The following is a 14,149-nucleotide window of genomic DNA, read 5'->3' as shown; positions in this document are numbered from 1 at the left end:
TTCCCCCGTCACTTCAGCCCGATGAAGACAGTCCCGGCGGTAAGGGCCACCTGGGAGATGATGGTCGTAATGTCCTTGATGGTCCGCAGCCACGCCACCCGCTCCAGCTTTTCCGGCACTACCAGGGTATCCCCCGGATCGAGACGGGATGCCAGGAATCCGCCGAAGGTCCAGCGCTTTCCATCGTCGTCCCAGCGGATTCCGAAGGAGGACTGCTGCTTGCTGATGACGGAGCCGTCCGCCTTGATCACGTACATCTCGTTCTCGTCGGCATCGCTGAGGGGGCCACCGGCCTTTTTCAGGTAGAACGATACATCCTTCTCGGGCATGAGGACGAAGGAGGTGGGATTGAAGACCGACCCCAAGACGTTCACCACACTGGAGGTCTGGGGAACCTCGATGGCGTCCCCCCCCATGAGCTCCAGGTCATAGGGGCCGCCCGTGAACTCCCCGAGCTGCGCCAGCCTGATGACCACCCGCCCCTGGGCCTTGACCCCCTTCAGCTTCTCCAGGTTCTTCTGCAGCCCCTCCAGGGCCGCCTTGGTGGCTTCGAGTTCCTCCCGGGAAGCCGCCAGGGAGGCCAGCTCCCCCTGCTTGCGGAGGATATCCTGTTCAGTTCGGGCAATGATCTCGTCCATCCGCTTCTGCTGCTCCTCGCGCACCGACTTGCGGGTGAACTTCGCCCCCTTCAGGTACGCCTTGTCGGTGAAGCCGCCGGCCCGCGCAATGACCGAACTGAGGTGCTCTCCCTTGGCAATGGAGTAGATACCAGGGTATTTCACCTCCCCCTTCAGGGCGACGAAGCGGTCGTTCGCCTCCAGCCAGTTCACGACCCCCCGCACGATCAGGACATCGTCGGGTTGCAGGGTGACGTTGTTGTCCCGGTCGCCGTCCAGCGCCTTCCGGAGATTGATCTCGATCCGCGTCGCCCGGGCGTCGCCCTTTTCGTACTGGATGCGGGTCAGCTCGGCGCTCTGGAGATAGGCGTTGCTCTTGGGGCTGCCGGCCAGGAGCACCAGATCGCGGACGGCCATGTTCGGATAGTAGTCGTAGGTTCCCGGCTTCAGGACCTGCCCGCTGATGGAGACGGTCCGCTTCTCCTCCTTTTCGCTCTTGGAGAAGACCGCGATCTTGTCCTGCTCGTGGAGGAGGATGTTTTCCGTCCCGTCCCCCGCCAGGGCCTTTCTCAGGTTGGCGGAGAGGATCTCCTTATGGAAATCGGGGAGGGAGAGCCGAGTTATCTCCACCGATTCCACGTACGACTCGGGGAGAAGCGCCGTATAGTCGGGAAGGACATCGATGAGCCTCATCCCCTGGCGGAACTGGTATTCACCGGGGCGCACCACGTGTCCCTGGAGGGTCACCACCTGCCGCAACGCCTTGTTGACCGGAAAGACCTTCACCATGTCCCGGTCGCGGATCTCCTGGGTGGACGGCCCCCCCGCCCCACCCTGGAGCTGGTAATCGACGACGATCCGGCTCGCGTTCCCCTCGAACCGCTCCACCTGGAGCCGCCCCTCGTAGCCGGCGGCGGTGATCCCCCCCGCCATCTGCAAAATCTGCTGCAGCGACGTGTTCCCTTTCAGTTCGTAGATGGCTGGACGCTTCACCTCGCCGGCCACGGCAGCAACCGGCCCGATCACCGGCACGAAGATGGTGTCGCCGTTCTGGAGACGGAGGTCGCGGCTCCGGTCCCCCGCCAGGAACATGTCGTAGAGGTCGATCTCCTGGACGAGCTTCCCACCCCGCATGAGCCGGATGCTCCGGAGGGTCCCGTTCCGGGATGCCCCACCAGCCTGGGAAAGGGCATTGACCACCGTGCCGAGAGAGCTGACGGCATAGGTCCCCGGGGCCTCCACCTCCCCCACCACGTAGACCTGGATGGTCCGCAGCTTGCCGAGGGTGACGTTCAGCTCGTACCCCTTGAAATAGCGCGACACCGCACGGCTGATCGCCTCCCGCGCCTGGCCGTAGCTGAGCCCCCAGACCTTCACGCTCCCGACCCGGGGGATGGTGATCTCTCCGTTTCGGTCCACGGTCAGCTCATGGCGGGCATTGACGCTTCCCCAGAGGTCGATCCGGAGCGAATCGCCCGGACCGAGCACGTACTCCTCCCCCACCGGCATGTTTTCCACCGGCACGCCGGTCATGAGGCTGTTCTTGAAGAAGTCGTAGCCGAACTGGCGAAGCTCCCGTTTAAAGGGGTCCGCCTCGATCTTGTCGAGGAGAGTGAGGTTCTTGCGGGAGAACGCCTGCTCCAGGGGGGAGCCCAACTCCTCCTCGGCGCGAGGGATAACCCGCTCCTCGCTGGAGAGGAGTGTCAGGGCGTTATCCCGCGTATAACCCTGAATCTTGATGAAATAGACCTGATTGTTCTTCAACTCCCGGAGCTTGTGGTCGGCGGAGGTGCCGACCTCAAATTTCTTGTCGTAGCGCCCTGATTCGGTCCCGTAGAAGACAGTAAACCGCAGTTTTTCGTCCGCAGCGAGGCGGGGAAGCCCGACCATCGTCCAGCTCAGGGTCACCAGACTGTCACCCGGTTCGGCCTTGAGGACGATGCGCGGCTTTTCCTCCTTCTCGAAGGGCCCCTTCTCCTTCTTGGCATCCTTCAACTCCAACTCATAGGACGGCTTCTTCTCGTCCCGGCCATCCAGCTCCCGCCCCTTCTCCACTGGCTGCCGGAGGTCCTCCAGGGGTGTCTCGAACTGCACGCCCCCTTTCGACTCGGTTTCCCCCTTCTTTACAGGGGTCCTCACCGGACCCAGGTAGACTCCTTCGTCGTCGGTCGTGCTCCTGCCCGCCTCGTCGACAGAGAGGGCGAGGAGACTCACCGGAATGAGTACCAGAAAAACAGCCAGAATAATCCGCGATATCGTCTTCGTCACATGCAACCCCTTGGAGCGCGTTCGTATGGTACACAAACTGGTCTGATTATCAGGAAGCCATACAATTGTAAATGGCAAAATTCGTAACGGGTCAGAGGCTCTCAGTACCGGTAGCTCAGATCCACCTTCAGAAGCTGGTTCGTCTGGTTCACGCCGCTCACCAGGTTGAAATTGGAAATCCGCTCCACCCCGTACATGAGATTCATGTCGACGTCGCCGACGAAAGGGAGGTTCCAGGAGAGCCGTCCGGCGTTCCCCCGCTCCACCGCCTGGAGCGCGCCGTTGGGATCGAACCTTCCTGCGGCATCGACCGTAACTCTTCCCTGGTTTCCCCGTTCCGTGTGGAGGTAGTCGAGGTGCACGACATTTCGGGCCGAGAAATAGTGGGAGAGCCGCGCGTAAAACTGCTCGGAGGCCCCGCCGGCCGACGGGCCGAGGTTCATCCCACGGTACATATACCCTTCCGGAAAGGTGCCGTTGGTGGAGAGGATGGCGTTGCCGAGATAGTACTCGAATCGGAACTCGTTCCGCCCGTCGGCAGTGAGATTCGGCACGTAGATCCCGGCCACGTAACTCTCGACAATGGGCCAGAAGGCGGCCGTATCCTCGCCGGAGTACTCGCCGTAGATCTCGGTGTTGCGAAGCCACGGCAGCCGCCACCGGAGGTCAAGGCCGGCAACGCTGTTGGAGTTGTCCGCGCTGGTGCCGCCGAGGAGCCCGCGGATGTTGTCCCCCAGGCTGTTGTTCACCCCCGCCCCCCCCTGCTGGCGGCCGAGGTTGAACCCGATCTCCAGATTGTCGACCGGCTTGACCGCCAGCTTCAGCGCGTAAAACCACGGCTGACGCAGCTGATCACCGGAGCCGGTCCGGTCGAGCCTGGAGAAAACGAAGGAGTACTTGATAGCACCGACATATTTCAAGTCGATCGGTTCGGGACTGGAGATCTTCACCTGGTCAAGGTTGCGGGGGTTGTTGCTCAGGGTGATCGCCGTCCGGAACCCCGGCCCGATCCAGTTTTCGTCCCGCCCCGCTTCGAGCTCCAGGCCACCGCCGCCAAGCTTGAGATATCCCCTGTTCAGAAGCAGCTGCCCTCCTCCATCGGCCCTGCGATAGAGCAGGAGTGGCTCCACCAAGGCGCTCACCTGGCGCCCGACGTACGCCTCGCTGCTGAAGCGAAACTCACCGCTGGAACCATGGCGGTAGACGATCCCCTCGTTGTTGGGGAGAAGGGGCGTCCCTTCGGTGCCGTGCTGAAAAGCCGGCGACGGGTAGGGATTCGGCGGCCGAAGGCCAGAGCCGATGCCGAAGACCCCGTCGTTGCCGGGATCATGCACGGGGCGCTCGTAACTGCGAGGGGTGCCGTCGCGATAGACGTACCGAAGCCGGGACGAGGCCATGGGATTAAAATCGAAAAAAGGAACCTTCTCTGCCCGATAGAGCCCGTATTCCCGGGGGAGGAGTTCCTTCAACCGCCGCACGACCTCGGACGCCAGCGGGGAGGCATCAGGCCGTTCCTTCAGGGCCGCCTCCGCCTCCAGCACCAGCCGGGCCGCCTCCGCCTTCGAGAACGGTCTGATCCCGCGAAAATCGCTCCTGATAAGGCCGGCGCCGGAGAGCTTGTCCAGATAGGCGTAGACCGGGCTGTCCTGGGGGACGTTAGGGGAAGAGAGGGCAAAGGACTCAGAATAGCCGAGGGTTATAACAAACAGACAAAACAGGGGAACAAAACGTCTCATATACCTTTCCAGACGACTCTTGGATTAAAATGAATTCGATATTCTTCCATGCAACCGCGGCATTCACTGCTTCTGCAGCTTGACCACCTTCGAGGAAGGAGGCGGGAAAAGATCGGGACGCACCCGCTGGAATGCCGAGGGGGGGGGACCGTTGAAGGAATACTGGGGGGAGAATTCCGGCACAATCAGCTGCAGTGACCGAACGATATTGGCCACGTCATTGTTTTTTGCCCTGCTCACCAGTGCATCCAGCTTAGCGGTTACCGCACCCAGGTCATGCTCCATCGACTGCAGGACCCGGATCTTCTTGTGCCGTGTCTGTTTGACACCCTCCCCCTCGATCAGGAGCTCCTCGAACAGCTTCTCGCCGGGGCGAAGACCGGTAAAGACAATCTGGATGTCCTCATGGGGGGTAAAACCGGAAAGCCGGATCAACTCCTCCGCCAGATCGACAATGCGCATCGGAGCTCCCATATCAAGGACGAAGATCTCTCCGCCAACGCCGATGCACCCCGCCTGCAGCACCAGCTGGCACGCCTCCGGAATCGTCATGAAGTAGCGGATGACCTGCGGGTCGGTGACGGTCACCGGCCCCCCCTGCTTGATCTGCTCCTTGAAGAGTGGAATGACGCTCCCGTTGCTTCCGAGGACGTTGCCGAACCGGACGGTGGTGAAATTGGTGCGGCTCTGCTTCGCCAGGCTCTGGACGTAGATCTCCGCCGCACGCTTGGAGGCCCCCATGATGTTAGTCGGATTAACCGCCTTGTCGGTTGAGATCATGACAAAATTCTTCACCCCGGAGCGGTGGGCGGCGTCGGCCAGGGTCCGGGTCCCGCCGATGTTGTTCGTGACCGCCTCCCCCGGATTGTACTCCATCATCGGTACGTGCTTGTAGGCAGCGGCGTGAAAAACCACCTCCGGCAGGAACTCATCGAAGATCGCCTCGACCCGTCCCTGGTCCCGAACGTCGCCAATGACCGGGATGATCCGGATGTCGGGATACTGGGCCACAAGCTCCTTCTCAATATGGTACAGCGGGGTCTCCGCAGCCTCGAAGAGAAGGAGCTTGTGGGGAGAAAACGCCGCCACCTGGCGACAGATCTCGCTCCCGATACTTCCCCCCGCGCCGGTCACCAACACCCGCTTGTCGGTGAGATAGCCGCGGATCCCTTCCAGCTCCAGCACTACGGGTTCCCGTCCGAGAAGGTCCTCGATCTCCACCTCCTTGATCTGGGCGATGGAGACCGTACCATCGATAATGGCATGGATGCTCGGTAGTGTTTTGAACCGCACCCGACATTCCCGGCAGCAGGCAACCACCTTTCTGATCACCTCCGAGGATGCGGAAGGAATGGCGATAATCACCTCTTCGACATGGTGCTTCCTGATGATCCCCTTGATTCGGGAAAGGTCTCCCAGAACCGGAATCCCCGAGAGGCGCATATCCCGCTTCTCTTTGTCGTCATCCACAAAACCAACGACGTTGTATGGAGAATCCACCGTTTTCCGGATCTCCTTCAGAAGGAGGTTCCCTGCGTCTCCGGCGCCAACGATGAGAGTCCGTTTCCCGCTCCGTTGCCGGGGCATGATATAGGTCTCGCGGTAGATGCGCCACAGAAGGCGGGCCGCCGAGACAAACGAAAAGAGCAGGAACCAGTCGAGGAGGTAGATGGAGCGGGGCATGGGCCGCGTGTCCCGCGTCAGGACCAGGACAAAGGTAGTGATGAAGGTGGAAAGCGTCACGACCTTGCCGATCGAGATGCCGTCCTGCAGCGAGGCGTACCTCCAGATGTTGCGATACATGCCTGAGGAAATGAAGATCAGTGGTTTGATGGCCAGCACTACGAAGATGCCATGGAGGAACAGTTCCTGTTCAGCGGAAGGGAGGATGAAGTCGAAGCGAAGGAGGAACGAGAGGTAGAAGGCGGCGGCCATCAGCACCACATCGACGATAAAAACCAGGAATCTTCTCTGCCTCATCTATGCCCCCTCCGACTTTAATAACACAAAAAAACGGAAATCAGATGCTTAATGCTTAACACCTTCGCTTTTGAGTACCTTAAAGAAGGTGCTTAAAATAATTTTCATATCAAGAGAAAAAGAACAATTTTTCAGATAATAATCGTCAAGCTCCACCTTCACCGGTATGGGCAATTCATCGCGGCCATTGATCTGGGCCCAGCCGGTAAGGCCAGGGGTAAGCCGATGGATCCCTTTTCCGGTTCGCAGGGCAACAAGATCGTCCTGATTGAACAATGCCGGCCGCGGCCCAACAAAACTCATGTCACCCTTGAGGATGCTGTAGAGCTGGGGCAATTCGTCGAGACTGGTTTTGCGGAGGAATTTACCGATAGGGGTCAGATAGCGGTCCGGGTCGCTGAGGAGATGGGTTGCCACTGCCGGGGTATCGGTGCGCATGGTACGGAATTTGGGCATCTTGAAGATGGTGTTGTTCCTGCCAACCCGGTCTGACCAGTAGAGTATCGGTCCTCTTGAGGTCAATTTCACCAGAAGAGCCGTCACGAGCATCGGAAGGGAAAAAACCAGCATCAGCAGAAATGAGAGAACAACATCAAATACTCTTTTCATGTGGGATCCTGCCAGTGAGACAAATTCAAAATTCAACATTCAAAATTGCCCTTGCATGAATTTCGGCAGCCAGCTGCGGGAGTGGAATCGCCTCTATGTCAGGTGCAATCCGATAGCGTTCGGCACCAGGGTACACGACATATTTTTTCGCCGGGGCCAGATCGGAACAGGCCGAGTAAAATCCCCGCTCAGGCTTGGGGTTGAGACTTCTCTTGATCTCCACAGCCCATATCTCGTCGTCAGGCCATGTCAGCAGCAGATCTATTTCAGCACCTCCGCCGGTCCGGTAGAAAAATTCCTGCGGAGCCCCAATCCCTGCCCCAAGGAGATTTTCCACCACAAAACACTCCCAGCTCTGCCCGACAACCGGGTGCGCCAGCAAACCCTCTTTGTCCTGTATGCCGAGCAATGCATGCACAAGGCCGCTGTCACGCACATACACCTTTGGTGACTTGACCAGCCTCTTTCCGACATTGCCGTGCCAGGGAGGGAGACGGCGGACCAGCATCAGATCAACAAGCAGATCAAGGTAATTGGTGACGGTTTTTACATCCACACCCAGGTTGCGTGAAAATTGAGCCGCATTCAGTATCCCCCCCTGATTATGGGCCAGCATGACCCAGAAACGGCGCAACGCTTCTGCAGCTATCCGCGGTCCGAACTGCGGAATATCGCGTTCAAGATAGGTGCGTATGAAATCCTGTCTCCAGCGCAGGCTCTGGCGCGGGTTTTTCGCCAGCAGGCTTTCCGGGAACCCGCCTGCAACCCAGAGATCTTCTGATGTTCTCTCGCCTGTTTCAAGGATATTAAAAGGGGATAACTCAAGGTAGGAAATCCGGCCGGCCAATGTTTCGCCGGACTGTTTCAGCAAATCAAGCGAAGCAGAACCAAGCAGAAGAAAGCGCCCCGTGCGCAGTCCGGCACGGCGCCCCTTGTCAATAAATCCACGCAATACAGGGAATAATCCAGGCAGGCGATGCACTTCATCAAAGATCATCAGCCTGTCCTGATGATCCTCAAGATACAATTCAGGCTGGTCAAGCTTGGCAAGATCCTGCTCGGATTCAAGGTCCAGATACAGTGCGCCGCGCACCTTGCCTATCTCAAGGGCCAGGGTGGTCTTGCCGACCTGGCGTGGCCCCAGCAACGCAACGGCAGGTGAAGAGTCAAGCGCCTCTGACAGGAATGGATAAAGTGCGCGGGATATCATGTTTGTAATCATGGAATATCACACCATGATTTGCAAGGATAAAACATGCCAAATCTGCTCTTTTGCCAGTCATCCAGAATCCAAAATCCAGAATTCAACATTGCTTTTCAAACCATTTCGCCGTCTCCCGCAATCCCTCTTCCATTGTAAACGGCGGCGTCCACCCTAACTCCTTTCTAATCTTGAAACTGTCAACAGTCAGCGAACCGGTCAGGCGATTGACCGCGGCAGTGAAGCGATGTCGGCTATGGTTTCTGGATGTTGAATTTTGAATTGGTTTACCAGCGTTTGAATTAAAAAATTTAGAATTCAAAATCCACAATCCACAATCCACAATTTCACCACCTGCTTTCATCCAAGACACAGGAAGCGGCACTAACCTCGCCGGCACATCAAGGGCATTCGCTACTCGACGGATAAGTTCAGGTGTTGAGACATCCTCTCCATCGCTTACCAGGTATGTCTGCCCCGCAGCAACTGGATGTGTAGCACAGGTTGCCAGAGCATCGACAAGATTGCCGACGTAGATCAGGCTGCGTTGATTGGCGATGGAAGCAAGGGGAAATGGCAAATATTTTGATCCAAAATCCAAAATCCAGAATCCAGAATTGCCTTTGATGGCTTTCAGCACATTGAGAAAATTGGCCTTGACGCCGGGACCGTATACCAGTGTTGGCCTAACCACAACAACCTCCAGACCAGTTTCTTTTTCAATCTGTCGCAGAGACTGTTCTGCCTCCCATTTACTTATCCCATAGGGATCCGTCGGCTGGGCTGGAGAGTTTTCAGTAAATGGGGTAGCTGTCTCCTCCCCATTTACCTTGATAGAGCTTATAAAAACCAACCGCTTAACACCAGCTTTTGCAGCCTCTTTGGCAAGCTGCCTAGTACCCTCAGTATTTACCTTGCGAAATTCCGTCAAAGGGTCAGCCGAGGGATCATCCATAATATGAACACGGGCAGCCAAATGGATGATCGTGTCGATGCCAGTCAATGCGTGCTGCCACGGGGTATCAGGTCCCAAAGGCTGAATCACCATCGGTTCCACACCGCTCACGAGAGACGCGGGAGTTTCAGATGACAAGAGGGTGCCACGAACACTAAAGCCTGCCGAAAGAAGTCGCGAACAGAGAAAACGACCCACAAAACCGCTTGCTCCTGTAACAAATACATTTTTATTTGTTGTTTGCATAATGTGGCCTTGATCTATCACAATCAGCAACCAATTCTTTCATCCATTGATAAAGCTTATCCAACAACATGTCGCGGTCAAAATTTGCTTCATAATATCTTCTGCCACTCATTCCCATCTTTTCGCGTTCAATTTTGGGGGTCTTATACATTTTGAGAATTGCATTGCATAAAGCGTCAGCGGATTCAGCCGGACACGTAATACCAGCGCCAGCCTCTTCAACAATCCTTGCCCCCTCCCCGTCAAGTGCTGCAATAACAGGTCTACCACAGGCTAGGTACGACTGTATTTTTGCAGGGATAGTCAAGGCAAAAATCGGCTCTTTCTTCAGCGTTACAAGTAGTGCATCAGCGTGTGAGTAAAATGCGGGCATCGTTTCTAGGGGATGCCTGCCGAGAAAATGAAAGTTATCGTTTAATCCGCGTGTCTTGACTTCTGATTCAGCCCATTCCCGCATACGTCCGTCACCGACTATAACCCAATGGATATCTCTATGCTCTTTAAGCTTTTCAGCAGTGGCTATTAAAGTCTGGAAATCTTGCGCAGTACCGATATTTCCTGCAAACATGATCCAAAAACCTGGAGGGATTGAATTGCAGGCCGCCAAAGTCTGCGTTTCAACAATTGGGTGGAAAATATCTTCTGCACTCTGCGGAAAATAGATGATGTTCTCTGGCGCACCATCATGGCGTTCAATAGATTGTCTAAACGATCGTGACGTAATGAGGATTTTGTCGCAGTTGCGATAGATAAAACGTACCACCCCTGCTACAACATCGAGAATCCTCCTGGAAGTCACGGCTCCGGTGGCTGAAAGGCTCTCTGGCCAAAGATCCTGCACCCAAAACATGATCGGAATTTTGTGCAAAAATTTAAGGAAAAGCGCTGGCAGGGCAACCGTCACTGGCGACGGCTCAAAAATAAAGATAAGATCATACTGTTCTCTACAACGAAACGGTGCCAAGAAACAAACACTCAACACAAAGGACAGGTAATTAAGGGCCAGCTTAACCCCACTCCCATTGCCACGAGGAATGAGTGGCACACGCACTACCTTGGCCCCATGATACTCTTGTGATGTCTTACGAAAAAAACCGTACCCGTGGAAAAAACTACCTTCAGGATAATTGGGTATACCGGTCAGAACTGTGACACTATTCCCGCGCTCAAGAAGGCCAGACACCAAATCGTTGATACGGAAATTCTCCGGCCAGAAGTATTGTGTAACAACAAGGATACGCACGTCACATCCGCCTTATTTCTTCCATACCACCCGATTCACATAGTCGACATAGCTGATGATGATCCGCAGAACCTTGTCGGAGACATTTGGCATGGAGTAGTCGTATACCGGCCTCAGGATACGCTTTTCCCCCCGTTGCTGACTCTCCAGCACTGCCAGTCCTTGCAGCACCCGGTCCAACTCCAAGCCAGTCATCATTACCGATGCCTCTTCCATCCCTTCCGGACGCTCATGGGCTTCGCGGATATTCAGCGCTGGGAAATTGAGAATTGATGACTCTTCCGTAATGGTGCCGCTATCGGACAGGACCGCGTAGGCGTGTTTCTGCAGATGCACATAATCAACAAATCCAAGAGGTTTCAGCAGTTCGACCTTCTCGTTGAACATCAAGCCCCTGTCTTCGATCCGTTTGCGGGTCCTGGGATGGGTGGAAACAATGATCCGCTTGCCGTAATGTTCGGCGGTCCCGTTCAGGATACCGGCCAGTTTAATCAGGTTTACCTCTGAATCCACGTTTTCTTCTCTATGGGCACTGACCACGAAATAGTCCTGCTCCTTCAGTCCCAATCGACTTAACACATCTGAAGTATCAATCTTGCTCATGTAGGCGTGCAGCACCTCGTACATGGGGCTGCCGGTCTTTATGACCCGATCAGGCGGCAATCCTTCCCGCAGCAGGTATTCGCGGGCAATTGAGCTGTAGGTAAGATTGATGTCGCTGATATGGTCAACTATTTTGCGGTTGGTTTCTTCCGGAACGCGTTGGTCGAAACAGCGGTTGCCGGCTTCCATGTGGAAGATGGGTATCTTGCGGCGCTTGGCCGGAATGGCTGCCAGACAGCTGTTGGTATCACCCAGTACCAGCAACGCTTCCGGATTTTCTTTCTCCAACACGTTATCGACTTTTGTAATCAGGTTGCCAATAGTCTCGGCAGCATTAGCTCCGGCGGCATCAAGAAAATAATCCGGTTTTCGTACCTCAAGGTCATAAAAAAAAATCTCGTTAAGTTCATAGTCATAATTCTGGCCGGTATGTACCAGGATATGATCAACATGCTGGTCGAGTTTTGCCATAACGCGGGAAAGGCGGATGATCTCTGGGCGGGTACCAACGACCGTCATGACTTTAATTTTTTTCACGCTCCAAGCTCCACATTCTCAAAATAAGTATCCGGATTTTCCGGATCAAACAACTCGTTGCACCACATGACCGTCACCAGGTCAGTTACCCCGGTATTGCTGATGTTATGGGTATATCCCGTGGGAATGTCAACGACCTCAAGCCTCTCTCCGCAGACCTGATACTCAAAAACTTCGTCAGTACCTACCTTTCGGAAACGAATAACTCCTTCACCACTGACTACAAGAAACTTCTCGTTCTTGGTGTGGTGCCAATGATTTCCCTTGGTAATACCAGGCTTCGAAATATTCACCGAAACCTGTCCACGGTCAGGGGTCTTGATGAACTCGGTGAACGAGCCTCTAACGTCTATATTCATCTTCAGTGGATAGCTGAAACCGTCAGTCGGCAGGTAGCTCAGATAGGTGGCATACAACTTCTTGGTAAACGGATCGGCCATATCGGGGATGTTGCGCAGCCCGCGGCTCTCTTTGAATGACTGGATCAGTTCCGCGATTTCTCCGAGCTTTATGGTATGGACAGGTTTTACCATGCAGAAATCATCCTGCACTTCAGCTACGCCGTCAAGCAAGGCAATAAGAACCCTCAAGACATCGTCAATATAGACCAGATTCATTATTACGTTCGGATCATTGACCTGAATGGGGAGGTCATGGGCAATATTGTGACAGAAGGTAGCAACACCGGAGTTGTAGTTGGGACGGCACCACTTCCCGAATACATTGGGAAGGCGGAACACATGCACTAGTGCGCCGGTCTCCCGACCATAGGCGAAAACCGCCTCTTCCGCGCCGCGCTTGCTTTCTCCATAGGGGTTTTCGAGGGCTGCCTGGATTGATGAGGTAATGGCAATGGGTACTTTTCTACCGGTACTCGTCAAGTGGCGACATATCTTTTCTGTGAGGCCGGTATTGCCGGTCTTGAACTCTTCAGGGTTCTGCGGGCGATTAACTCCGGCAAGGTGAAAAACAATATCGGCCTGATCAAGTAAATAAGTAAGTGTTGATGTGTCATCCTGGATGTCATAACTGAGTAAACGAGTATCGTTACGTTGCTGCAGGGAGACTCGCAGGTTCTTACCGATAAATCCTTCTGCCCCTGTAATCAGAACTGTTTTCACGGGTTGATCCCCGATGCAGAAAGTTCTTGTTGGATATAATCCAGTTTCAGCAACAGATCCTTGATCTCTGGAATGGCAAGACGACGGGTATTGTGGGAGTTGTAATCCTCAACCATTGCAATCTTCTCTTCACCTTCCGTAAAATACTTGCCGTAATTCAAATCCCGATCATCAGGCACGATTCGATAGTATCCCCCCAAATCTTCTGCCTTCACCCGCTCTTCCCGCGTCAAGAGGGTTTCATAAAATTTCTCTCCGTGACGGGTGCCAATGACCCTGATGGGATTATCGGCCGTGAACAGCTCCTTTACGGCAATCGCCAGATCCATGATTGTCGAGGCTGGCGCTTTTTGAACAAAAATATCGCCCTGGTGGGCGTTATTGAAGGCATATATAACCAGATCGACAGCATCTTCGAGCGACATGAGGTAACGGGTCATGTTGGGGTCGGTTACCGTGAGGGGCTTTCCCTCTCTGATCTGTTTGATAAACAGGGGGATTACCGACCCCCGTGAGGCCATGACGTTACCGTAGCGAGTACCACAAAGAATCGTCTGTTTGATGTCAGTTGTACGCGCTTTGGCGACCATCAACTTCTCCATCATAGCTTTTGATATACCCATAGCATTGATAGGATAGACCGCCTTGTCAGTGCTGAGGCAGATTACCTTATTAACTTTATTGGCCAATGCTGCATTCAGAACGTTTTCAGTGCCAAGCACGTTAGTGCGTACCGCCTCCATGGGATAAAACTCACACGAGGGAACCTGTTTGAGCGCCGCCGCGTGGAAGACATAGTCTACTCCATGCATGGCTGAGTAGAGGCTGTCGTAGCTGCGCACATCGCCGATATAAAACTTCACTTTTTCATTTTTCAGATCAATCCGCATATCTTCCTGTTTTTTTTCGTCACGGCTGTAAACCCGAATTTCTTTGATGCTTGTATTCAAAAAACGCCTGAGGACGGCGTTGCCAAAAGAACCGGTGCCGCCAGTAATAAGTAAGATTTTTCTAGAAAACATGTACTTCTCCC

At 54.8% G+C, this 14,149-nt stretch carries 10 protein-coding genes; all 10 read right to left on the bottom strand.

Translation table 11 applies throughout. From position 1 onward, the window contains the following. Positions 1-8: 8 nt before the first annotated feature. Positions 9-2,885, bottom strand: coding sequence for an SLBB domain-containing protein (locus GPICK_RS06420; RefSeq protein ID WP_039741457.1), 2,877 nt, complete (start codon positions 2,883-2,885; stop codon positions 9-11). A gap of 101 nt (positions 2,886-2,986) precedes the next feature. Further along, entirely contained in the window at positions 2,987-4,621 is a 1,635-nt protein-coding gene (locus GPICK_RS06415) for a capsule assembly Wzi family protein (protein ID WP_039741455.1), read from the bottom strand. A gap of 63 nt (positions 4,622-4,684) precedes the next feature. Further along, positions 4,685-6,601: a polysaccharide biosynthesis protein gene (locus GPICK_RS06410; protein ID WP_039741454.1), complete on the bottom strand. Its 1,917-nt coding sequence runs from the start codon at positions 6,599-6,601 to the stop codon at positions 4,685-4,687. 48 nt (positions 6,602-6,649) lie between these two features. Then, a complete protein-coding gene (locus GPICK_RS06405) occupies positions 6,650-7,210 on the bottom strand; it encodes a sugar transferase (RefSeq protein WP_039741452.1) in 561 nt (186 codons plus the stop codon). A 25-nt stretch (positions 7,211-7,235) separates the two neighbouring features. Beyond that, positions 7,236-8,432: an ATP-binding protein gene (locus tag GPICK_RS06400; protein WP_236685665.1), complete on the bottom strand. Its 1,197-nt coding sequence runs from the start codon at positions 8,430-8,432 to the stop codon at positions 7,236-7,238. 82 nt (positions 8,433-8,514) lie between these two features. Then, complete coding sequence (locus GPICK_RS16910; RefSeq protein ID WP_236685699.1) at positions 8,515-9,633, bottom strand: UDP-glucose 4-epimerase family protein; 1,119 nt, start codon at positions 9,631-9,633, stop codon at positions 8,515-8,517. Next, positions 9,596-10,855 carry a glycosyltransferase family 4 protein gene (locus GPICK_RS06395; protein ID WP_039741450.1) on the bottom strand — a complete coding sequence of 420 codons (1,260 nt, stop codon included), beginning with the start codon at positions 10,853-10,855 and terminating at the stop codon, positions 9,596-9,598. Before GPICK_RS06395 ends, GPICK_RS16910 begins: the two co-directional genes overlap by 38 nt. A 12-nt stretch (positions 10,856-10,867) precedes the next feature. Further along, positions 10,868-11,995 carry a non-hydrolyzing UDP-N-acetylglucosamine 2-epimerase gene (wecB, locus tag GPICK_RS06390; protein ID WP_039741449.1) on the bottom strand — a complete coding sequence of 376 codons (1,128 nt, stop codon included), beginning with the start codon at positions 11,993-11,995 and terminating at the stop codon, positions 10,868-10,870. Next, entirely contained in the window at positions 11,992-13,116 is a 1,125-nt protein-coding gene (locus GPICK_RS06385) for a capsular polysaccharide biosynthesis protein CapF (RefSeq protein ID WP_039741446.1), read from the bottom strand. Before GPICK_RS06385 ends, wecB begins: the two co-directional genes overlap by 4 nt. Further along, entirely contained in the window at positions 13,113-14,138 is a 1,026-nt protein-coding gene (locus tag GPICK_RS06380; RefSeq protein WP_039741443.1) for a polysaccharide biosynthesis protein, read from the bottom strand. Before GPICK_RS06380 ends, GPICK_RS06385 begins: the two co-directional genes overlap by 4 nt. Positions 14,139-14,149: the final 11 nt, after the last annotated feature.

This window comes from Geobacter pickeringii, from assembly GCF_000817955.1.
Lineage (GTDB): Bacteria > Desulfobacterota > Desulfuromonadia > Geobacterales > Geobacteraceae > Geobacter > Geobacter pickeringii.
The sequence above is the reverse complement of the archived record's forward strand: the minus strand, read 5'-3'. Positions and strand labels throughout refer to the sequence as shown.